Raw genomic sequence first — 22,013 nt, forward strand, 5'->3', positions numbered from 1 at the left:
CTTAAAGTTCAAGCTTAAAGACTTAAAGTTCAAGCTTAAAGACTTAAAGTTCAAGCTTAAAGACTTAAAGTTCAAGCTTAAAGACTTAAAGTTCAAGCTTAAAGGCTTAAAGTTCAAGCTTAAAGGCTTAAAGTTCAAGCTTAAAGACTTAAAGTTCAAGCTTAAAGACTTAAAGTTCAAGCTTAAAGACTTAAAGTTCAAGCTTAAAGGTTCTCTTATCCCCCACCTGCCTCATCTCTCGTCTCTCGTTCCTATGCTCTGCATGGGAATGGCTGATTAGAGGCTCTGCCTCCAGTCAGATATTGAGTCTCTGACTCAACGAATGCATTCCCATGCTCCGCATGGGAACGAGGAAAACTTTCAAGCTTAAAACCTCAAACTCCCTCATCTCCCTTATCTCCCTCACTCCCGACTACAAAAAATATGTGAATTCCTACCGTAACTTATCGAATTCATTTTTATTTGGAAGTCCCTGACAACGCTAGAGCGATCGCAATTAGGCTCTATTTAGCGCAGCTTCAAAAAGCAACGTCCTTATAATAAATAAGTTGGTACAAATAAACCTCAATACTACGGAGACGATTAATCGCCTCTGTAGAGCAGTCAAAATCATTGAACTATAGACTTTAGGCTATAGACTCTTGAAAATCGACTGTTAGGTGCTGTATCCAACTAAAATCAGCCGTTGTACAAATTTCCACAAGGATAATTGAAGTGACTAGGACTAATTCAGATTTTCTGACCTCCAGTGATCCAGCGATCGCGGAGTTAATCAACGACGAACTACAGCGTCAGCGAGATCACTTAGAGTTGATTGCTAGTGAAAACTTTACCTCTGCTGCTGTACTGGCGGCTCAAGGTTCGGTACTAACAAATAAATATGCCGAGGGATTACCTGGTAAACGCTACTATGGCGGTTGTGAGTTTATCGACAAAATCGAGCAACTAGCGATCAATCGCGCTAAACAGATATTTGGTGCTGCTCATGCGAATGTACAACCTCATTCTGGCGCACAAGCCAATTTTGCAGTGTTCCTGTCGCTCCTGCAACCAGGGGATAAAATTATGGGGATGGATTTGTCTCATGGGGGACATCTCACCCACGGTTCACCTGTAAATGTTTCAGGTAAGTGGTTTCAAGTTAGCCACTACGGTGTCAGCCAACAAACAGAACAACTTGACTACGATCAAATTCGGGAGCTGGCGCTAAGGGAGCGTCCTAAGCTGCTGATTTGTGGTTATTCGGCTTATTCCCGGATAATTGACTTTGAAAAGTTCCGTAGCATTGCTGATGAAATCGGCGCTTACTTACTTGCGGATATTGCCCACATTGCTGGTTTAGTTGCCAGTGGTCTTCATCCCGATCCCATTCCTCATTGTCATGTAGTCACAACAACTACACATAAGACTCTACGCGGCCCTAGAGGTGGTTTAATCTTAACCAGCGACGTAGAACTAGGTAAAAAGCTAGATAAAGCCGTTTTTCCTGGCAACCAAGGCGGGCCATTGGAACACGTCATTGCTGCTAAAGCAGTAGCTTTTGGAGAAGCCCTGAAGCCTGAGTTTAAAACCTATTCAGCCCAAGTGATTGAAAATGCTCGGACTTTGGCAGAACAACTGCAAAATCGGGGTTTAAAACTAGTGTCAAATGGCACTGATAATCATTTAATGCTCGTGGATTTACGCGCTATCGGTCTAACTGGTAAGCAGGCGGATCAGCTAGTCAGTACTGTGAATATTACTGCTAACAAAAATACAGTCCCCTTTGATCCGCAATCGCCATTTGTTACCAGTGGACTGAGGTTAGGTTCGCCTGCAATGACCACACGGGGCTTAGGAGTAGCAGAATTTACTGAGATTGCAAATATTATTAGCGATCGCCTGCTTTCTCCAGATTCCGACATAGTAACCAAAGATTGTCGGCAACGGGTAGCAGCATTGTGCGATCGCTTCCCCTTATATCCTCACCTGGAAATTCCAGTACCAGCCCTAGCATAAGGGCAATTCAATTTTAGATTTTGGATTGACGATTTTGGATTAAATTTCAATTCTTTAATCCAAAATCTAAAATCTAAAATTCTCACTCCCCACTCCCCACTCCCTACTCCCCTTCCCCAATCTAATGAGTGCAGAAATTATTTGTGTTGGTACTGAACTGCTGCTAGGAGATATCCTCAACGGCAATGCTCAATATCTCGCCCAACAATTAGCGCAGCTAGGTATCCCCCATTACTATCAAACAGTGGTTGGGGATAATCCAGAACGGTTGAAGCAAGTTATAGAAATTGCTATTTCCAGAGCGCAAATTCTCATTTTCACTGGTGGACTCGGCCCGACACCAGATGACCTTACCTGCGAAACGATCGCTGATTTTTTTAAAGTCCCGTTGGTAGAACGCTCTGACATCATCGAAGACATAACTCAGAAATTCGCCCAACGTGGTCGGGTTATGTCACCAAGTAACCGCAAGCAGGCTTTGATTCCTCAAGGTGCAGAAATTCTACCCAACCCCACTGGAACAGCACCCGGTATTATTTGGCAACCCCGTCCTGAAATCACGATTTTTACCTTTCCCGGTGTTCCCAGTGAAATGCACCCGATGTGGGAAGAAACAGCCGTGCCATTTCTCAAAAGTCAAGGTTGGGGTAAAGAAATTATTTACAGCCGGAGTTTAAAATTTTGGGGTATTGGTGAATCGGCTTTGGCGGAAAAAGTTGCTTCCTATTTGAAGTTACCAAATCCCACAGTAGCCCCTTATGCAGGTAAGGGGGAAGTCAGATTGCGAGTTTCTGCTAAAGCAACTTCAGAAGCAGCAGCAGAAGCCCTAATTGCGCCTATTGAGAAACAACTTAAAGAAATCGCCGGACTGGATTTTTACGGTGTCAATAATGATACTCTTGCTACCGTGGTTGGTCAGTTGTTGCGGGCATCAAAAGAAACGCTTTCGGTAGCAGAATCTTGCACTGGTGGCGGTTTAGGGCAAGTGTTGACTGACATTTCTGGCAGTTCTGATTACTTTTGGGGTGGCGTAATTTCTTATGACAATTCGGTGAAGGTTGGGCTGCTGGGGGTTAACGCAGAAGATTTAGATAAATTTGGGGCGGTAAGTGCTACTGTTGCAGAGCAAATGGCAATTGGGGTAAAAACTCGCCTTGCAACAACTTGGGGATTGAGTATCACTGGTATTGCTGGTCCAACTGGAGGGACAGATACTAAGCCAGTGGGTTTAGTTTACGTTGGTTTAGCTGGGCCAAAGGATGAAGTGGCAAGTTTTGAGTATCAGTTTGGTGCAGCGCGAGGTCGAGCTTTAATTCGTCATGTGAGTGCGAATGCAGCGTTGGATAATTTGCGGCGGAAGTTGTTGACGAGGTAGAAGGTATGTTATGTTTGTCATACAATTTGTATGACAAACGAACCTAACGATGCGAATTAATGCACGGTTAGATGAAGAGTATGCTGACAAACTAGCTTACATCCAACAGCAGACTAATCAGGCAGTAACGGATGTGATTAAGTCTGCTATTGAATTGTATTATCAGCAGCTTCAGCAGGAGCAAAAGAATGCGTTGTCGGTGCTGATTCAAACAGGCTTTATTGGTTGTGGTCAGGCAGATCCGGATCTGTCTGTAAATTACAAATCAATTTTGAGAGATGGCTTAGAAGCTAAATATGATTATCGTTGATACTGGCTTTTGGTTAGCCTTAGCAAATCGAAATGACTTGTACCACACTCAAGCAATAACAGTACTTGCCAATATCAACGAACCTCTGATTACGACTTGGGCTGTTGTTACAGAAACTTGCTATCTATTGCTAACAAAGATGGGCAACCACGCGCAAGTAAGTTTTATCAATAACTTATTTTTAGAGGTATTTACGGTTTTTGATTTGTCATCGCATCATGGTAAGCGCATTTCTGAACTTATGGCAAAATATGCGGACTTACCAATGGATCTTGCCGATGCTTCGTTAGTGGTTTTGGCAGAAAATCTGGGACATGGAAGAATTCTGTCGATAGATTTTAGAGATTTTAATACTTACCGTTGGAAAAATCAGCATCCATTTGAAAATCTGATGCTATTTTAAAAAACTTAATGCTCCTGTGGGCTTCTTGCCCTGCATTGGGATGCTCCCCGCTCTCCACAGATAGATTTATAATTAAGCTAAGGGACTTCCAAATAAAAAAATATCCCAAAACTGACGCAAAAATCCTCTCTATTTCTCTTCTCTCTGTGTTCTCTGCGTCTCTGTGGTTCGTTTTTTTGGATAATTTATTTCTTGGAAGTCCCTAAAGTAGATATAAGTAGGAAAAAGCTAATGACATTGCAAGAATTGCAAAAACAAGCATTGCAATTACCAATTGATAAACGCTGGCAGTTGGTGCAAACCTTACTCGAATCTTTAAAGCAAGAAACTTATTCAGTACAGAAGAAAGGGAATTTATCTCGATTGCGAGGTATTGCTAAAAGTACAGCAGTATCAATTAATGAAGATATTGCAACAGATTATGTTACTTGTCTCACTGAAAAATATAAGTGATAAAAGTACTAATTGATACAAACATAATTCTTGATTTCCTACAAGACAGGCAACCTTTCGTAGTAGATGCGGTGAGACTTTTTGAGAAGGTTGACACTGGTGAGGTTGAAGGGTTTATCGCAGCAACAACAATCACCAATATTTACTATATCGTTCGCAGAGCCGCAGGTGTGCAAGCTGCTCAAGATGCGATCGCTCAAATATTGACTGATTTACACATTTGTGCAGTTGACAAAAGTGTATTGGAACAGGCACTGTCGCTAAATTTTCGAGATTTTGAGGATGCCGTACAGTATGCTTCTGGAGTGGCGTATGGGGTGGACATAATTGTAACTCGTGATGCTTCTGGTTTTGTGGATGCAGAAATTCCAGTTATGTCACCTGGAGAATTAAACAGAACATTAGATAGTAAATCAACTTAGTCAGATAGGCATATACAAACTGCTAATCCCACAAGCGCAAACTAACAAGTCAGCGCTTCGCGATCGCACTACTACCCAATTAAAATGAGTACCATACATGGAAACTGCTAATCCCATAAGCGCGAACTGACAAGTCAGCGCTTCGCGATCGCACTACTATCTAATTTAAAATCTAGTAGAGGTTGCGATCGCCAGTCAGCGCTTCGCGATCGCACTACTATCTAATTTAAAATCTAGTAGAGGTTGCGATCGCCTTTGATTAAGAAATGTTAACAGCAATCTTCAGATTATTTGATTGCAGCTAAATCACGGTTTAACTTTGTGTTAATCGTTTCTAACACCTTAGCTTCTTGTGGCGTAATTACTCCGTCTAAATGAGCAATTTTTTGACATTGCGCTAGTAGAGGTACGGCGAAATCACTATTAATTTGCTCAAGTAAAGTTTTTAAAGATGGTAGCGATTTTATATTAGCTGCGATCGCCTCGATTGACTCAGGACTAAGGTTAGCAATTTCTAATTCTAGCAAAATATCTTTCCAAGATTTATTTGGATTACCCGCTAAGACAATGTAAACTAAAATCTGATCCATAATCTTTTCTTGGGAGATAGCAGCTTCGATAAATTTTACACTCTCTAGTTGAGCATCTACTAATGTTGCTTCTAAAGTTAATGGATTCTGCTTTGCTTGATAAAACTGACAAGCCGCATAACCTAGTGCGTATATCATTACTGCATTTGAACTAGCACCAATGACGGCTCCCGCTACTGGCAGATTTCGGAGTAAACCCAAACCTGCTTTGATTGCTGTTTTTCCACCTACCCCTAAACCAAAAATTGCTACTGCTTCTGCTCTGCGATCGGAATCTTTTAAATCCATTCCATAGGCAGCAGCAATTTGATAGACTAACTCCACTGATAATGCAGATGTAGCAGCCCAATCCACTACAAACATTGCAGCTGCTTGTCCTGGTACAACACTACTAGCAAACCCTGTTGTTCCTGCTAAAACAGCTTTTTCCAGCATAAGATGATGGGCAATTTCTGCTGGATGTTCATTTGGGTGTTCTTGCTGTAACTTTCTGACAGAAGCCTCGGCTTTAACTAAATCAACCTGTTCAATTAAAGGATTTAACCAATCTTTATTTAGAGATTTTATTGCTACTTGCAATTGGGGATTATTGCCAACAATTGCTAGTGCCTGCCCTGCTATTTGTGTTCCCTGAAAAGCTGTACCACCAATCGCACCGCCAATACCTACAGCCGCTCCTGCAACAGCTTGCCCAGCTTGAACGGCAGCACCTCCAACTACTCCGGCTGTTCCTGCTACTGCTCCAAATAATGATCCCAAAAAAGATGGTTTTTGCACAGTTAATTTATTATCTGTTTTTGTTTTAGTAATGGCAATTAAAGATTTCACTTCAATATTTGTTTGAGGTGTTAATACAGATGAATTTACTAATGCTTCTAACTCAATTTCTTGTTGCCAATCGGGAAAATCTTCACCTGTTACTCTACCGTATATTTTGACACTCTTAAAAGATTGGATGCCTAAACTAATTAATCCATCACAAATAACCGGGACTACTAACTGTTGTACTGGAACTTCAATTGATTCCAGCATTATCTGTAGACAATTTTGCTTGAAACTAGTTTTTGGCGTAATTATGGGTAAATTTAACCACTGACTTACCAGAGTGTTAATCGCGTTTGTATCGCCCTGCTTGGCAAGTTCTAGAATATTTAGGTGTATCATACTTAGTACTAGGGAGAATCTTATCGATAACTTAATTCAATTATTCCCACTCCTAAGCTCAAAAGTAACATCTAATACATTGAACTTTTAACCATCAGCGATCCTACACCTACGCATCAGCACAATTAATCTGGGGATCGCTTGCTGTATTCTTGACAATTTGTTACAAAAGTACAAAGAACTTCTAGAGACCCAAAACCACATGTTCGGCGGACTTACTGGTTTACAAGATCCTAAAGGCACAGATTGGGGAGAGCGGATGCTCAACACAGTCGCCAGCCAAACGATTCGCCATATGTTTACCCAAAGCGAGTCAGTAGAAGTCTTTGTGCGCTGCTACCCCTCCAGCAAGCTCTTGCAAGGCAGCATTGATAGCTTTAAAATGAGCGGTCGTGGCTTGGTGATTCGGAAAGATTTCGCAGTAGAGGAGATGTCATTTGAAACCGATGCGGTGGCTATTGACTTCGGCTCGGTTTTAAGTGGCAAACTCAATCTCAAGCAACCCACTCAAGCGATCGCACAGGTAATTCTATCAGAAGCAGGCATCAACCAAGCCTTTAATGCGGAACTGGTGAAAAAGCGCCTGCTGAACCTCACCCTACCATCCCTGACAGCATTATCTGGCGGTGAACCAGTCTCATTTACCGAAGTTCAGGTACAGCTATTACCTGAAAATCGCTTACAGCTTGTAGCAAAAGCTGATTTAAACAATGGCGAACTCGTGCCCCTGAGCATGATCCTAACTATAGGCATTGAAAGGCGGCGACGGGTTTCTTTCAAAGATCCGAAAATTCAACTTGACCAACTGCCAGAAACCCAACGGGAAATCTCGCAAACCTTGAGCGTGGCGCTGGTAGAAATTTTAGATAATATGGTCGATTTGGATCGTTTTGACCTGGATGGAGTGAAAATGCGGCTCAACCGATTAGAAACTGAAGGTCAAAAACTTATTTTCAGTGGATATGCTGAAATTGAACGTATTCCACATAGCGCTTGACATGAAATTACGCAAAAATGCAAAGTAAAGTGAAGCTTTAAACAAATTAAATACCGCCTAGAAGATTCTAGGCGGTATTTAAATCTTGAGGTTTTGAAGGGAGTTAGGAGTTATTGATTATGGGTCAATACGCTTGGGTTAAGGCTAAAACTCTTTGTGAAAGTTAATTTTTTTTAACGAACCGCAGAGGCGCAGAGAACACAGAGAGAAGGAAGAAATGCTTGTATTAGGGCATCTTGCCCGCTACTACCACCAGGGAGCAAGATGCTCCCACTTTTAAAAACTATGGTTCTCAAAATAGTGTGGTTTAATTTTTATTTATCACTCCTAACTCCTAACTCCTAACTCCTAACTCTCTATCTTCCGACCCCTACATATTGGAATCCAGCGCGGATAAGTGTTTCGGGGTCGAGGAAGTTACGACCATCAATGATAACGGGGTGCGCCATCAATTTTGCCATCTTCACATAGTCAAGAGTGCTGAACTGCTGCCATTCGGTGACGAGTACTAAAGCATCGCAGCCGTCAGCAAGTCTTTCGGCATCGGTTTCTACTAGCACGCCAGAAAGACCATGACGCATACCTGTTTGGGAAATAATCGGGTCGTAAGCTTTGACTTTGGCTCCCAATCGGTTTAGCTGCTCAATTAAGATGAGTGCTGGGGCGTCGCGCAAGTCGTCCGTGTCTGGCTTGAATGTTAGTCCGAGTAGTCCGACTGTTTTGCCTTTGAGAATTTTCAGAACTTGTTGAAGTTTCTCCAAAGCAATCAACCTCTGGCGCTCGTTGACACTGACAGCAGCTTTCAATAGCTGGGCTTCATAACCATAGTCATCAGCAGTGTGAATCAGAGCGGAGACATCTTTGGGGAAGCAAGAACCACCCCAACCAATTCCAGCTTGTAAAAACTTGTTACCAATGCGGGAATCTAAACCGATACCTTTGGCTACTTGGGTGACATCAGCACCGACGCGATCGCAAATATTAGCAACTTCGTTAATAAAACTAATCTTAGTGGCTAAAAAGGCATTAGCGGCGTATTTGATCATCTCCGCCGAACTCAGGTCTGTTGCCAAAATTGGCACAGGGGGTAAAGATTGATCCTCAGCGTACTTACGTTCCACAATTGGGGCATACAGTTGTTGCATTAAGGCTACTGCCCTTTGACTATTGCCTCCTAGTACAATGCGATCGGGGTTGAAGGTGTCGTGAACTGCTGAACCTTCGCGCAAAAACTCTGGATTGCTGACGACATCAAACTCGGCTGCAACCTGAAGTAATTTCTCATCATTCGATACCCCACCTGCGGGTACCAATGTTTTCTGCCGTTCAGCGATACCATCTAGAACAAGCATCCGCACCCAGTCACCTGAGCCAATGGGCACTGTCGATTTATTCACGATGACTTTATAACCACCGTTGAGATTTTCCCCAATCCCACGGGCTACAGCTTCGACGTAACGAGTATCACTTTCACCAGTGGGTAAAGGTGGTGTTCCCACAGCAATAAACAGAATTTCCCCGTGGGTAACTCCGGCAGCGATATCACTAGTAAAATGAATCTTCTCTGTTTGAATGGCAGACTGCATAATTTCTGAGAGTCCCGGCTCAAAAATTGGCGACTGCCCAGACTTCATTAACTTAACTTTTTCTTCGTTGTTGTCTACGCAAATTACATCATGCCCAACATGAGCCAAGCAAGCACCTGTAACTAAACCAACGTAACCAGTACCAATCACGCAAACACGCATTTTTTAACTCCTCACTTTTTTTGGGTTAGTCTTTTATACACTGACAGTCAAACAATTTTGGATTTTGGAGAAAGCGATTTTGGATTAACCTCGCCCACAAGGGGACAAGGCTTGAAGATTTTGCGTTCGCGAAGAGCGTGTCGAAGACAAAAGTTGCGTGCGGGGGTTCCCCCCGTTGAGCAAACTTTTCAAGACAGATTTGGGATTTTAGATTTATTTCGCTTGACTTCGGGCGGGGCATGAACCAAAAATTCTTTTAATCCAAAATCTAAAATCTAAAATCTAAAATCGCTAGTCAACTCAGCCACTAAGCATACTAGCTACCGATAGGGTCAGCCTGGATGAAAATTCCGAGGGACGCTAGACGCCACTTAGGTGATTGAATTCTTGGCATCGCTTTGAATGCGATCGCTAAAATCTTCTATTGTTAGTTTTAGTCCCTCTTGCAGAGCAATGGTAGGTTCCCAATTTAACCAAGTTTTTGCCTTGGTAATATCAGGCTGGCGACGTCGGGGATCGTCCGAAGGTAGTGACTCGAACTTAATTTGCGCGTCCGGGTTGATCATGTTTTGCACAGCTTGCGCCAATTGTAAAATCGTGTATTCACCAGGATTACCCAGGTTTACTGGGCCAATGTACTCCCCATTCATTAGGCGGATGAATCCTTCCACCAAATCGGAAACGTAGCAGAAACTACGAGTTTGCGAACCATCACCGTAAACGGTTAAAGGAGTACCCCGCAAGGCTTGAACTATAAAGTTGCTCACCACCCGACCATCATTTTCTAACATTCTCGGCCCGTAAGTGTTGAAAATCCGAGCAACTCGAATATCAACTTTATTCTGCCTGTAGTAATCAAATGCTAGAGTCTCAGCAATTCTTTTACCTTCGTCGTAGCATGAACGTATGCCAATGGGATTGACGCTACCCCTATACTCTTCAGGTTGCGGATGAACTTCTGGATCTCCGTATACTTCGCTAGTTGAAGCCAAGAAAAACCTCGCTTTCACACGTTTAGCCAGCCCCAACATATTCAGCGTTCCAATCACGTTAGTTTTAACGGTTTTAACTGGGTTGTACTGGTAATGTATCGGTGAAGCAGGACAAGCTAAATGATAAATTTGATCCACTTCTAACCGAATTGGTTCGGTAATATCGTGGCGGATCAGTTCAAAGTACGGATGACCTAACCATTTAAGGATGTTCCGTTTATGACCAGTGTAAAAATTATCCAAGCATATTAATTCATGCCCATCGCTCATTAATCGGTCGATGAGATGGGAACCAATAAACCCAGCACCGCCCGTCACCAAAATTCTCATAGTTTCCCAGTTACTTACAAATATTTTCAGTAGCGATCGCACTTACTTTTAGATTACCCAGCTTGAAGACAAAAATACAAAACGAAAAAAAAGAACAAGGCTCAATCAAAAAGTGTTGTTGAACTTACCTATTTTTCTACGGATGTAGTTTTGTAATATTTTTACCTTTTTGCTTAACAATTTAATTAGCAAAATACCAAATTTAGTCTCAAAGTTGTCAGTCTTCCACCTGAAGTTCATCAAATCTTCAATAAAATAGAGTCTTTTTATGGTTACTACACGCGATGTGCAACTTATTCTTAAAACCCCGATCCATTCCTCTCCCCTAAAAGGCTACGGTGTACACACAAGTCATCGAATTACCCAAAAATCTTGAAAAACCTCACCCTGGTTCTGCTACGCAAAACCTGTCCCTCTCCTTAGTAAGGAGAGGGAAAGATTTACCCTTGGGTAAAGCGAGGGTGAGGTTTTGATGCCCTGAGCTACTTGCCGAAGTGCGGGCTACGCCAACGCAGTCCAAATCCACTCAATCATACAGCAGATGTAATGCTGGTAATCGTGTTCGACATAACTACATTTGTGGTTTGAGTGCGTTGCGGTTCTCCAAGCATGACAATAGAGCAGTTGATTTGTCTGGCTAACTGGGTTGTGACATCGCTAATGGCGAACCCTCCAGGACTGGTACGATTACGTATAAAAGGTAAAACTACTAAATCATATAATCTTGCTGCCTGCAAAATTGCTTGAGCAACATTTTCATGAGCGATAATTTGAATTTCTGGGGTATTGGCTAAAGCTAATTTAGATACCAATAGGGAGAGATGCGATCGCCTCCAAGCAATTTTACTGGAACTAGTGCGGCGATCGCACACATTCAGCACAGTAATGTGGCTCTGATTTGCCTCTGCCAACATCTGGGCAAATAGCACAGGCTGTAATGTCGGTGTTGTTAAATTTTCTACTGGTACTAAGATGCGCTGAATTTTTTTCGGTGATTCTACTAGACGTGTCACCGCTACTGGACAATGGGATGCCCAAAGCACACCATCAATCACATTGCCAAATAAACGCGCTCGTAATCCAGTCCGTTTACCCCAACCCATAACAATTAAATTAGCCTTTTGTTCACGAGCTGCTCTGCTAATTCCTTGAGCAAAGGCATCATCAATTCGCAGCATTGGTTCTGCGGCTACGCCCAATATTCGACTGTGTGCCGTGGCTTTGGTTAATAACCGCTCACTTCGTTGTAGAGACGTTTCTAACTGGGGTGCATCCATGTGAGCAGTAGCAGTAGCGATCGCCAGGGGTATAATCTTACCATGACACTGACGCGCTAATAATGCCGCCATTTCAATCAAATACTGCTGGGTCTGAGGATTATACACAGGTACGACTATAGTAAAAGCACTGTTTGTCTCTGATGCCTTCTGTTCAAGTAGGGGTGGCGCTGAATCTTCGGCTGGCGAGAAATTCAAACCAACAGCTATTCGACTGGTCATTAAGGGCCCCAAAGTTGATGTGACAAGCATTAAGATAATTACACTGTGTAATACTTCTAGTGGCAGCAACCCAGCCCGATATCCCACTAAGGTTGCTGCTAACGTTGTACCAACCTGGGGAAGTGACAGCGACCACATCGTGAGCATTTCTTGCCACTTATAGCGGTAAACCAGTTTTGTGAACAACGCTGCGATCAATTTACTGACAATCAAACCGACTATCATCAACAGTGTTAACTTCAGCGTGTCCAGGTTGTTCACAAAAGCGGGTAGATTGACCAGTAAGCCCAGGTGAACAAAGAAAATGGGAATGAATAGCACACTGCCAATAAATACCACCTTTTCTTTGACTGGGCCTTCACCTACAGCTTCATTCACCGCCAAACCCGCTAAAAAAGCACCAACAATTTTTTCTATCCCCATCAATTGAGCGCCCACAGCGGCCAGAAACACAGAAAGCAACACAAACAAAAACTTGTTTCCTTCGTCGTCTCCAGACCGCTTGAAAAATTCTTTGCCTGCCCAATCAAAGCCTGTGACAACGGCAACTGAGTAAATAATTAACCAACCCGACAAGGTGAGTAGTTTAGCAAAGCTGAATGTTCCAGCATCAGCGACGGCTACACAAAGGGCTAAGATCAGCACTGCGCCAATATCTGTAAAAATTGTCGCTCCAATGGTGACACTAACAGCTTCGTTGTTTACTACTCCCAAACGGCTGATTATCGGATATGCCAAAAGGGTATAGGAAGCGAATAAAGAGCCAATTAATATTGATATATTCCAGCCATAGCCTAAAATCAGCCCTACTAAGGTTCCCATCACTAGGGGTATACTGAAAGTCAAGCTAGCAAAACCAAAAGCACGACTTTTTTGGCGGCGGAACTGTTCTAGATCAACTTCTAGCCCGGCGACAAACAGCAAATAAATTAACCCAATGTCTGATAGCAGGTTAATCATCGGCGAGTCAGACTGAAGTAGATTCCAGCCTGAAGAACCAAGTACTAGCCCTGAGAAAACCAAACCCACTAATCCTGGTAATCTTAGCCGCTCAAATATGATCGGTATAACTAAGATAACCACCAGCAAAATAGCAAAGGGAACAATTGGTTCCTTGCCAAGAACTTGGGAAGTTGGTTCCACAACAAGAACTTGTGATATGAGTTCCATAGGTAGGAATTGAAGGGGCTATGGGAAAACTGCGATTACCTTGGGGCGATCGCTGATTGATAAATAAAGAAGCCACCTGACGAACAATCAGAAATCTTACTTTACACTAACTAGGCAATTCTCTGAGAACTAACTACCTACGGGTGGATTTGACTCAGAATGAACCGCAAGCGATCGTAGTCGTCTTTAAGTAGCACACTCAAGTTACGTCCAGCTTTAATTAGCCATTCTCGGTCAGCTTTGCGTAACTGGTAGACATCTCGAATCGCAGCTGCGGTCAAAGACTCTATTGGCGCACCATTAATACAAAGTAGTGTCCGCAAAAAATCTAGTTCTTCAGTAAATTTAACGATCGCTTCTGGTTCGCATCGATAAACGGCTTGATGAATTTGTGGCGGACGGGGTGGTAGATATTGATATATTCTTTGGTTATAACCTCGATTCTGGGAAGACTGCTCAAATCCCACGATCGCAGCCCGGAATTCTGTTCTAAGCATGGCAAATATTTGGGGTTGTTCCTCGCGTAAGTCTTGCAAAGATAACCCCAAAGCTCTCGCCCGGTGTACGGAATCTATCGGCATAGTTGTGGCATAATACACTACAGCATAGATTTGATTGCCAGATTCTTCATCTACAGAACAAACCCAACTACCAAAGGGTGGCATCGAGGGAAAGCTCAAATCTTTTGGTTCCAAACACTGAGCTAAAAATTCAGTACTACTAGTCTCAATCACCTCTGCAATGTGATTGGGATGGCGATCGCCAGTAGCAAACTGTGGTAGGGGGAGGCGCATGGTAATTTAGTCATTAGTCATTGGTGAGCCAGCGCGGTCTTGCGGGTTTCCCCCATGAGTGACTGGCGTTCGCCCTTGGCGTGCCGGAGGCATCACCCGTAAGGGTCATCATTAGTCATTAGTTTTTGCCAAATGACAAAGTACAAATGACTAATGACTAATCTTATTTGGCTTTTTTACGTCCGGCGGTAGTTTCTACGAGTGACAATTCGCTCAGGCGGAAGGTAACTAATTTATCCCAGTTACCACCTTCAAATAATACGGCTACTTTGCCATCACTCACCCGTTGCACAAGTCCTTCATAGCGATAATAGGTATCTGCGGGATTGTTGACGCGAACAGTTGCTCCAGGCAGGATCATGTTTTTAGCCTCGCTTGTTTCCTTTCACTAGCTTAATACTTCTTATTAGTCATTGGTCATTGGTCATTGGTCATTTGCAAAGGACAAATGACGAATCAAACCGCAACGCGAGAGTCATTAGTCATTAGCTAGTTAGCAAGAAAGTCCTTGAGATACCACACCCACTCTTTGACGTGGTTTGAATTAGTCCGATGAAAGGCAAAGTTTTTTTCGCCCACGTTAGCGTTGCGGGACGAGGTATGTACCAAAAACTCTTTCTTGTATCTTTGACTAATGACTACTTGATCAATAATACTTTTGTCTTTGTCGAAAATTTGCTACTGATTCTACTATTCCCAAGGAAATGAAGTTAGTCAGCATGGCAGAACGCCCATAACTCATCCAAGGTAGGGGAATTCCCGCCACAGGTGCTAAACCTACAGTCATGCCAACGTTCACAATCACCTGAAATACGATCATACAAAAAACGCCAATAGCCAACAAGGAGCCAAAGTTATCTTTGGCGGTTTGGGCAATATGTAGTAGACGCAAGCAAATTAAGGAGAAGACAAACAGCACTACCAAACAACCAACAAAACCGAACTCTTCCCCCACTGCGGAGAAAATAAAGTCTGTATGCTGTTCCGGTACGAAATTCAGTTGCGTCATTGGCCCCTTGAACAGACCCCATCCCCAAATTTCACCAGCACCAATCGCAATGCGAGATTGAATTAGGTGATACCCAGCACCGAGGGGATCGTGATCGGGGTTTATGAATACAGTTAGCCGATTTTTTTGATAGTCTTTCAAAATATGGTTCCAGGCGAAGACTCCTAATTCGCCACCCAAGATATTCAGACTCCACGCACTAATAGCGCCAAAACCAAATCGATGCCAGGGGAGAGTTCGCCAGCCCACAATCGCCATCGCCACTGACCAAATTAGCCCTAATGGGCTAAAAGCTAATGGGCCAAAAGCTAATCCTTTAAATAAAACTATCGGCTCTGCTAAAGGCCAAGATATACTAAACAAAATGGCGGCAACCACCGGAGAAATCATCAGAATTAACCAGCCTGGGTTAGCATTTGCCCAGTAAAGCATTCCTAAAACGATCGCACCAAATACCAGTGATGTTGCTAAATCTGGCTGCAAAAATACTAATCCCCAAGGTATAGCAGTAATTGCCAGAACGCGGAAAACACCTTCGATGCTAGAAGCTGTGCGCCTGTGTAACAAAGCTGCTAAGGTGATGATCATGCCGACTTTGGCAAATTCTGAGGGTTGAACGTTAAAGCCGGCGATACTAATCCATCGCTGCGCCCCTTTGGCGCTAGTACCAGCAATCATCACAGCGATTAAACTGAAGTTCGTCAGTGCATAAGTTACCCAGTGCCACTGCATCAAGAGTTCGTAACGAATGCGAGATAAAAACAGGGCTATAAGCACGCCGATAGCTGCTACCATCCAGTGCCACCACCAGTCAGTTACTGGCTGCTTCAGTTCCGTACTGAGGATCATGATGCCGCCAAAGATGCTGATAGCAATCGGCAAACAAAAAAGTAGCCAATCTACATCCTGCCAGGGCTTAACCCAAGACTTCCAGCGAATTTTGGGGAGCGATCGTTTTAACAACATTGTGTCAGTTTAGACTTTAGCTTTTACATTTAATTATTGGGCATGGGGCATTGGGCATTGGGAAGAGACAAGGAAGAAACTTGTTCAAGAATTCTCCCTTGTCCCCCCCATCTCCCTCATCTCCCCCACTCCCTACTCCCCACTCCCCACTCCCTAATATTCCCAGGCTGTAGCCCAAAAAGCAGATAGAAATTAAAATTAATTTATGTCAGCGCAGCAACTGATACTTTACCAGCAATGGTAAGAGCGATCGCTGTTAATGCTTTTGCCGAAGCTGAATCTGGTTCACCAACCACTATCGGCACACCACTGTCACCACCAACTCGCGTGGAAATCTCTAGGGGTACGCACCCCAATAGTGGCACTCCCAATTCTGCGGCTGTTTTGGAGCCACCACCGGAACCAAAGATGTCATACTGCTTATCCGGCTGATCAGGGGGTATAAAATAGCTCATATTTTCCACGATCCCCAATACCGGGACATTCATCTGCTGGAACATCCGCAATCCCTTGCGAGAATCTAATAGGGCTACAGTTTGCGGCGTGGTGACAATTACTGCTCCTGCCATCGACACTGCTTGGGTTAAAGTTAACTGAGCATCTCCGGTTCCTGGTGGCATATCTACAATCAGATAGTCCAGTTCTCCCCATTCAACTTGATAGAGAAACTGGCGAATTACACCATTGAGCATAGGCCCCCGCCAAATTACTGGTTGATCTCGGTCAATCAAAAAGCCCATTGAAACTAATTTGACGCCATGATTAAAAGCAGGTTCTAGGATGTCACCTGTTTTGGTTGAGCGCACAGTAATTTGGGCATCAGCTAGACCCAGCATGGTCGGGTCATTGGGGCCATAAATATCAGCATCTAGCAAGCCGACTTTCGCCCCAGTTTGAGCTAAAGCCACTGCTACATTCACCGCCACCGTACTTTTACCAACGCCACCTTTGCCACTGGAAACAGCAATGATATTTTTCACACCAGAAATACCAGTGCGGTCAGGTAAACTTTTTTGTTGCGGTGTTTCTGCCGTCACTTCTATGCTGACATTTGTAACGCCTGGGAGTTTTTTGACAGCTTTCTGACAGTCTTCAACGATAAATTCACGTAAAGGACAGGCAGGAGTGGTCAACACCAAAGTGAAACTAACCTTACCATCGTCAATTTTCACGTTGCGAATCATATTCAGTTCTACCAGACTTTTGCGAAGTTCTGGGTCTTCCACTGGTCGCAACACTTCCAAGACAGAGCGAGAATCGAGGACATCGTACATAAAAATTTAAAATTCAAAATTGAAAATGAAGAAATACACTCGTGGCGAACATCTTAGCTATTAACTGGATGCTTTCTTAAGCAAGGTCAGGTTAGTGTTTTCACTGTGACTGCCGTAATAAAACTTAGCAAATTGCATTATCACCTAATAGAATCTTAACTTTCTTTAGGCATTGGGCATTGGTTATTTCTACCCCCTGCCTCCCTCATGCCCCACTCCCCACTCCCTATTCCCTACTCCCCTGATCTAAAAATCAAAACAACTATCATTAAGGGATTTTTTCTTACCAGATACCGTTGACAATGCCGTTTTTTCTACTGCCTCTACTAAAGACCGTGCTACGCGGTCTGCATAAGGACGGGATAAAGACCAAATCAGGGGCGATAACCAACCCCGTAGCGTTACAGAATAAAAAAGACAAGTACCACAAACCGTTGACTCTACTTGATAAGTGACCCGTTCCTCTATCCCAGGAATCGCCAGCACTCGGATACTCAGCATCTCTCTAGGATTGACGCGTTCCACAAAAATCCGAATGGGAATCGGCGAAAAGCGTGTTACAGCTTGAAAAATCAATCCTGGTTTGGGTACTAATCCGTATGGTACATTAGTACTTTTAAGTAGTGGATGCCAGGAAACATCTGTTAAATCAGCGACTTGTTGCCACAGTTCATCTACAGAAGCAGAACTAATTTCTCGATACGTCCGCACCAGAGAAGCGCAAAACCGACGACGTTTGCGGTGGATGAATTTGGATAACCAACCTTGCATTTTCCTAATCCTCCTCCCTAGACACTTTCTGGTAACTCTGGTATTGTGGGCAACTACGCTCAGTTCCTAAATTAAAACTTTCTCCGAAATGCCCTAAATATAGCAAGCCTCGATTCGGCGCAGATGCCAAGAGCCAACATAGCAATATGGCAAAGAAGTTTTGAGCAAGGGAGTCAAACCCTTGATACTTCAAGGTTACGACTAAAGTCTAGTATTTATACCAAAATATTCCAATTAAAAATAAAATTTCAAAAAAAACTCAGTCAATATACAAGCGTATACGCATTTGAGGGAAAATAACTCTAGTGATGCCCATCAATCGTATAAATGCTTAACCAGTAAGAAAAAAGCGGGTTGGGCAAATAGAGCTTGATTGTTGGCGCGTGTTTCCCCCAAATTTTAAGATAAGAAATTTGTGGCTTTCTGGAATTTGTAATTTAGGTTCGGGAATCTATGTTGACCAACTCGCAAACACCAACTGTAGCAGCAGAATCATCCAAGTCTTTGCCAGCAACTGACGCTCAGACTAGGGTCAGTCAGTTTATGAAACAGCTGCAAGACGAAATTACCGAATCATTGGCAAAACTAGATGGTGTGGCTAAGTTTCTCGAAGATAGTTGGGAACGCCCAGAAGGAGGCGGAGGGCGATCGCGCGTGCTACGTGATGGTGCAATATTTGAACAAGCAGGTGTAAATTTTTCTGAAGTTTGGGGTGATCATTTGCCAGCGTCAATTTTAGCCCAACGCCCGGAAGCAGAGGGGCATGGCTTTTATGCCACAGGCACTTCAATGGTATTACATCCTCACAATCCTTACGTACCCACAGTTCATCTAAATTATCGCTACTTTGAAGCGGGGCCAGTCTGGTGGTTTGGTGGCGGTCTTGACTTGACACCTTATTACCCCTTTGCTGAAGATGCGGCACATTTACACAAAACATTAAAACAGGCTTGTGACCAACACCACCCAGAGTATTACCCGGTGTTTAAGCGGTGGTGTGATGAATATTTTTACCTCAAACATCGTGATGAGACACGGGGTGTAGGTGGTCTGTTTTTTGATTACCAAGATGGTGATGGTGCTTTATATCGCGGGCCAAATCCCAATGGGGAAGCGGCTATTTATAGCAACCAGGTGGGAACACCAGCAACCCGCAATTGGGAAGATTTGTTTGCCTTTGTGCAAGGCTGTGGCAGAGCATTTTTACCAGCCTACGTACCAATTGTAGAACGGCGACATGGGATAGAGTATGGCGATCGCCAACGGAATTTTCAACTCTACCGCCGGGGACGGTATGTAGAATTTAACTTGGTTTATGACCGAGGCACCATTTTTGGTCTGCAAACCAACGGACGCACCGAATCAATTCTCATGTCCCTACCTCCCTTAGTGCGTTGGGAATACGGCTATCAGCCAGAACCCAATTCCCCTGAAGCTGAGTTATATGAAACCTTCCTCAAACCCCAAGATTGGATCAACTGGACACCACCTCAATAGTGCTGAGTTAGGAGTTAGGAGTTAGGAGTTAGGAGTTAGGAGTTAGGAGTTAGGAGTTAGGAGTTAGGATTTATTTCTCCCTCATCTCCCTCATCTCCCTCATCCCCCCACTCCCCACTCCCCACTCCCCACTCCCCACTCCCCACTCCCCACTCCCCACTCCCCATTAAAAATTGCTACTCAGCACTATTTTGGTGAGTTAAACTACTATAGGTAAGCACTTAAAATAAAAAGGTGACAATTTTAGCTATAGCTTGTTAATCTCAAGTGACAGCATTAGAAAATTCTGTAACTAGTTAATCTGAAAAGGAATGCCACGGGGAGGGCTTTAGTGATTCATATAGACCAAAAAAGTTACACCACCCAAGACGGAAACACCGTTATTGTCCTGACACCAGCAGGTCGCCTAGATATCACCACTGCTTGGCAATTTCGCCTGAAGTTACAAGAGTGTATTTCCAAACTCAGCCGCCATGTAGTTGTAAATCTGGCTCTGGTAAATTTTATTGATAGTTCCGGTCTTACCTCTTTGGTAGCTGGGATGCGTGATGCTGATAAAGTCAAGGGCAGTTTCCGCATCTCGAATGTACATCCAGAAGCCAAACTCGTGTTTGAAGTGACGATGATGGATACTGTCTTTGAAATCTTTGAAACAGAAGAGGAAGCTTTAGAAGGTATACCTCGTAGCATTGCCAGCTAAGAAACAAGTTAGGAGTTAAGAGTCAGGAGTGAGGAGTTAATTCAAAACTCATAACTCATGACTCATAAGTTTATCTTCCCGATTCTCAAATTCACCAGCTAGGTACTCACCTAAAGCAATTAACTGTGACGAGAAGTTCATAAATGCGATAAACGAATCATTAAGGATAATAATTTTTGGCTAGTTTTTTAGGGTAAAGGGTCTTATCCCCTGTGCCTAACAGCTTATAAAGTACTTCTGATTTGTCTATATTGTAAATGAAATGTCACCAGCTAAAAGCTCAACTTGGCAAAGTAGCCTTTAACGGCTAGCGAAAGCGTTGCGGTAGCTAGTCAGACGCTGCTACATTGCTAACGCTAACGCTTTCGAGCGTCAGCGTTAGCGAGTCTTGGCTACAGCAAGCTGTTCGCGTTCGAGCGTCGAAGTCGCCTATGATAATATATAGATGGTCGATGACCCACCCACACGGCTGTAAACAAAGGTAACAGTAGCGGTAGTACGCAAACCATAAGTAACTAGCGTGAGAAAGGGGGAAAGAACACTGTTAGCTGGTGTGCTATTGCAATAAATCCAAGCGGTGTTGTACGAAAAAAATCAAACTGCCTGCGGTAGGTGGGCGGCTGCCTGTGGACGCTGTGTAAGACCAAAAGCTAGATGGCTAGTCGAGGCTTCGGCGGTTGAGACGGGAAACTCCAAAAACGAATAAGACCGTTCCTGATTCTAAAAGATTGGAATTTCTAAGATATTAGAGAGCTTCCAACCTCGGCGAAGCAGGTTGGGGTACTTCACGCGAGAAAATAAAGATACGTCGCCCTTAACATTTTGTTTTTCTTTGTGAATAACGTCCGTACTGTCTCTGATACAAAACGAACTTTCTACAATCTTCACACCCGTCCGATCAACACTATTTATCGTCGGGTAGTAGAAGAATTGATGGTGGAAATGCATCTACTGTCAGTAAATATCGATTTTAGCTACAATCCAATTTATGCCTTGGGTGTCGTCACTACCTTTGACCGCTTCATGGAAGGCTATCAACCAGAACGTGATCAAGAATCAATTTTTAACGCCCTATGTCGGGCTATAGAACGAGATCCGCAACAATATCGACAGGATGCCCAAAGATTGCAAACTGTAGCTAAAGGTCTACCAGTTAAAGATTTAATTGCGTGGCTAGGTCAAACTACTCACTTAGATCGAGATGCTGATCTGCAAGGGTATTTGCAAGCGATCGCCAACAATCCTAACTTTAAATACAACCGTTTGTTTGCAATTGGTGTATTTTCGTTATTGGAACTGTCAGATCCGGAATTAGTCAAAGATGAAAAACAACTCACTGAGGCGCTGAAAGCGATCGCTGCTGGCTTGCACCTCTCTGATGACAAACTCAACAAGGATTTGGAGCTATACCGTTCTAACCTAGACAAGATGGCGCAAGCGCTGGTGGTGATGGCAGATATGCTCTCAGCCGATCGCAAAAAACGCGAGCAACGTAAACAACAATCAACTACCCCAGTTGCTCCCCCAAGTTCCAACGAATAGTTAGGAGTT

At 43.5% G+C, this 22,013-nt stretch carries 21 protein-coding genes; 11 read left to right on the forward strand and 10 right to left on the reverse strand.

The genetic code is table 11. The features are described from left to right. The 7 genes from V7L05_RS03760 to V7L05_RS03790 form a co-directional block, all read left to right on the forward strand. A partial coding sequence (locus tag V7L05_RS03760) for a hypothetical protein (RefSeq protein WP_335161928.1) occupies positions 1–280 on the forward strand: 280 nt, incomplete at its 5' end. A gap of 434 nt (positions 281–714) precedes the next feature. Continuing rightward, positions 715–1,998 (forward strand): serine hydroxymethyltransferase, encoded by a 1,284-nt coding sequence (gene glyA / locus V7L05_RS03765; protein ID WP_335161930.1) that lies wholly within the window; start codon positions 715–717, stop codon positions 1,996–1,998. A gap of 124 nt (positions 1,999–2,122) precedes the next feature. After that, the gene (locus V7L05_RS03770) at positions 2,123–3,373 is read left to right on the forward strand and encodes a competence/damage-inducible protein A (RefSeq protein WP_335161932.1); all 1,251 of its coding nucleotides are present in this window, start codon (positions 2,123–2,125) and stop codon (positions 3,371–3,373) included. Between the two features lie 49 nt (positions 3,374–3,422). After that, positions 3,423–3,683, forward strand: a complete 261-nt coding sequence (locus V7L05_RS03775; RefSeq protein WP_335161934.1) for a CopG family transcriptional regulator — start codon at positions 3,423–3,425, stop codon at positions 3,681–3,683. Then, positions 3,670–4,086: a PIN domain-containing protein gene (locus tag V7L05_RS03780; RefSeq protein ID WP_335161936.1), complete on the forward strand. Its 417-nt coding sequence runs from the start codon at positions 3,670–3,672 to the stop codon at positions 4,084–4,086. Before V7L05_RS03775 ends, V7L05_RS03780 begins: the two co-directional genes overlap by 14 nt. Positions 4,087–4,317: 231 nt before the next feature. Next, entirely contained in the window at positions 4,318–4,539 is a 222-nt protein-coding gene (locus tag V7L05_RS03785; RefSeq protein ID WP_335161938.1) for a hypothetical protein, read from the forward strand. Then, positions 4,536–4,961: a type II toxin-antitoxin system VapC family toxin gene (locus V7L05_RS03790; RefSeq protein ID WP_335161940.1), complete on the forward strand. Its 426-nt coding sequence runs from the start codon at positions 4,536–4,538 to the stop codon at positions 4,959–4,961. The genes V7L05_RS03785 and V7L05_RS03790 overlap by 4 nt, the downstream gene beginning before the upstream one ends. Positions 4,962–5,248: 287 nt before the next feature. On the opposite strand, the gene V7L05_RS03795 is transcribed toward V7L05_RS03790, so the two are convergent. Further along, a complete protein-coding gene (locus tag V7L05_RS03795) occupies positions 5,249–6,715 on the reverse strand; it encodes a hypothetical protein (RefSeq protein WP_335161942.1) in 1,467 nt (488 codons plus the stop codon). Between the two features lie 202 nt (positions 6,716–6,917). On the opposite strand from V7L05_RS03795, the gene V7L05_RS03800 reads away from it, so the two are divergent. Beyond that, positions 6,918–7,712 carry an LmeA family phospholipid-binding protein gene (locus V7L05_RS03800; protein ID WP_335161944.1) on the forward strand — a complete coding sequence of 265 codons (795 nt, stop codon included), beginning with the start codon at positions 6,918–6,920 and terminating at the stop codon, positions 7,710–7,712. A gap of 356 nt (positions 7,713–8,068) precedes the next feature. Here V7L05_RS03800 and V7L05_RS03805 read toward each other — a convergent pair whose 3' ends face one another. The 9 genes from V7L05_RS03805 to V7L05_RS03845 all read right to left on the reverse strand — a co-directional run bounded on the left by V7L05_RS03805 (position 8,069) and on the right by V7L05_RS03845 (position 18,265). Beyond that, positions 8,069–9,460, reverse strand: coding sequence for a UDP-glucose dehydrogenase family protein (locus V7L05_RS03805; RefSeq protein WP_335161946.1), 1,392 nt, complete (start codon positions 9,458–9,460; stop codon positions 8,069–8,071). 371 nt (positions 9,461–9,831) lie between these two features. Next, positions 9,832–10,782 (reverse strand): UDP-glucuronic acid decarboxylase family protein, encoded by a 951-nt coding sequence (locus V7L05_RS03810; protein ID WP_335161948.1) that lies wholly within the window; start codon positions 10,780–10,782, stop codon positions 9,832–9,834. Positions 10,783–11,312: 530 nt separating this feature from the next. Further along, entirely contained in the window at positions 11,313–13,451 is a 2,139-nt protein-coding gene (locus V7L05_RS03815) for a cation:proton antiporter domain-containing protein (protein ID WP_335161950.1), read from the reverse strand. A 137-nt stretch (positions 13,452–13,588) separates the two neighbouring features. Next, the gene (locus tag V7L05_RS03820) at positions 13,589–14,245 is read right to left on the reverse strand and encodes an HAS-barrel domain-containing protein (protein ID WP_335161951.1); all 657 of its coding nucleotides are present in this window, start codon (positions 14,243–14,245) and stop codon (positions 13,589–13,591) included. A gap of 163 nt (positions 14,246–14,408) precedes the next feature. Beyond that, on the reverse strand, positions 14,409–14,606 hold the full coding sequence (locus V7L05_RS03825) for an NAD(P)H dehydrogenase subunit NdhS (RefSeq protein ID WP_292792583.1): 198 nt from the start codon (positions 14,604–14,606) through the stop codon (positions 14,409–14,411). 285 nt (positions 14,607–14,891) lie between these two features. Then, positions 14,892–16,220: a rod shape-determining protein RodA gene (rodA, locus tag V7L05_RS03830; protein WP_335161953.1), complete on the reverse strand. Its 1,329-nt coding sequence runs from the start codon at positions 16,218–16,220 to the stop codon at positions 14,892–14,894. 16 nt (positions 16,221–16,236) lie between these two features. Then, complete coding sequence (locus V7L05_RS03835) at positions 16,237–16,398, reverse strand: hypothetical protein (protein WP_335161955.1); 162 nt, start codon at positions 16,396–16,398, stop codon at positions 16,237–16,239. Positions 16,399–16,423: 25 nt separating this feature from the next. Continuing rightward, the gene (locus V7L05_RS03840) at positions 16,424–17,494 is read right to left on the reverse strand and encodes an Mrp/NBP35 family ATP-binding protein (protein ID WP_335161956.1); all 1,071 of its coding nucleotides are present in this window, start codon (positions 17,492–17,494) and stop codon (positions 16,424–16,426) included. A 246-nt stretch (positions 17,495–17,740) separates the two neighbouring features. Beyond that, positions 17,741–18,265: an SRPBCC family protein gene (locus V7L05_RS03845; protein ID WP_335161958.1), complete on the reverse strand. Its 525-nt coding sequence runs from the start codon at positions 18,263–18,265 to the stop codon at positions 17,741–17,743. 453 nt (positions 18,266–18,718) lie between these two features. Here V7L05_RS03845 and hemF point away from each other — a divergent pair, with 453 nt between their 5' ends. From hemF to psb29, 3 genes are all read left to right on the forward strand, one after another. Continuing rightward, positions 18,719–19,762: an oxygen-dependent coproporphyrinogen oxidase gene (hemF, locus tag V7L05_RS03850; protein ID WP_335161960.1), complete on the forward strand. Its 1,044-nt coding sequence runs from the start codon at positions 18,719–18,721 to the stop codon at positions 19,760–19,762. 331 nt (positions 19,763–20,093) lie between these two features. Then, a complete protein-coding gene (locus V7L05_RS03855) occupies positions 20,094–20,462 on the forward strand; it encodes an STAS domain-containing protein (protein ID WP_335161962.1) in 369 nt (122 codons plus the stop codon). An 834-nt stretch (positions 20,463–21,296) separates the two neighbouring features. Next, the gene (gene psb29 / locus V7L05_RS03860; protein ID WP_335161964.1) at positions 21,297–22,004 is read left to right on the forward strand and encodes a photosystem II biogenesis protein Psp29; all 708 of its coding nucleotides are present in this window, start codon (positions 21,297–21,299) and stop codon (positions 22,002–22,004) included. Positions 22,005–22,013: the final 9 nt, after the last annotated feature.

Source organism: Nostoc sp. (assembly GCF_036917755.1).
GTDB lineage: Bacteria > Cyanobacteriota > Cyanobacteriia > Cyanobacteriales > Nostocaceae > Nostoc.

Coding starts and splice junctions, on each gene's coding strand:
- V7L05_RS03770 (WP_335161932.1), top strand. CDS start 2,123: ATGAGTGCAGAAATTATTTGTGTTGGTACTGAACTGCTGCTAGGAGAT.
- V7L05_RS03775 (WP_335161934.1), top strand. CDS start 3,423: ATGCGAATTAATGCACGGTTAGATGAAGAGTATGCTGACAAACTAGCT.
- V7L05_RS03780 (WP_335161936.1), top strand. CDS start 3,670: ATGATTATCGTTGATACTGGCTTTTGGTTAGCCTTAGCAAATCGAAAT.
- V7L05_RS03785 (WP_335161938.1), top strand. CDS start 4,318: ATGACATTGCAAGAATTGCAAAAACAAGCATTGCAATTACCAATTGAT.
- V7L05_RS03795 (WP_335161942.1), bottom strand. CDS start 6,715: ATGATACACCTAAATATTCTAGAACTTGCCAAGCAGGGCGATACAAAC.
- V7L05_RS03800 (WP_335161944.1), top strand. CDS start 6,918: ATGTTCGGCGGACTTACTGGTTTACAAGATCCTAAAGGCACAGATTGG.
- V7L05_RS03805 (WP_335161946.1), bottom strand. CDS start 9,460: ATGCGTGTTTGCGTGATTGGTACTGGTTACGTTGGTTTAGTTACAGGT.
- V7L05_RS03810 (WP_335161948.1), bottom strand. CDS start 10,782: ATGAGAATTTTGGTGACGGGCGGTGCTGGGTTTATTGGTTCCCATCTC.
- V7L05_RS03815 (WP_335161950.1), bottom strand. CDS start 13,451: ATGGAACTCATATCACAAGTTCTTGTTGTGGAACCAACTTCCCAAGTT.
- V7L05_RS03820 (WP_335161951.1), bottom strand. CDS start 14,245: ATGCGCCTCCCCCTACCACAGTTTGCTACTGGCGATCGCCATCCCAAT.
- V7L05_RS03825 (WP_292792583.1), bottom strand. CDS start 14,606: ATGATCCTGCCTGGAGCAACTGTTCGCGTCAACAATCCCGCAGATACC.
- rodA (WP_335161953.1), bottom strand. CDS start 16,220: ATGTTGTTAAAACGATCGCTCCCCAAAATTCGCTGGAAGTCTTGGGTT.
- V7L05_RS03840 (WP_335161956.1), bottom strand. CDS start 17,494: ATGTACGATGTCCTCGATTCTCGCTCTGTCTTGGAAGTGTTGCGACCA.
- V7L05_RS03845 (WP_335161958.1), bottom strand. CDS start 18,265: ATGCAAGGTTGGTTATCCAAATTCATCCACCGCAAACGTCGTCGGTTT.
- hemF (WP_335161960.1), top strand. CDS start 18,719: ATGTTGACCAACTCGCAAACACCAACTGTAGCAGCAGAATCATCCAAG.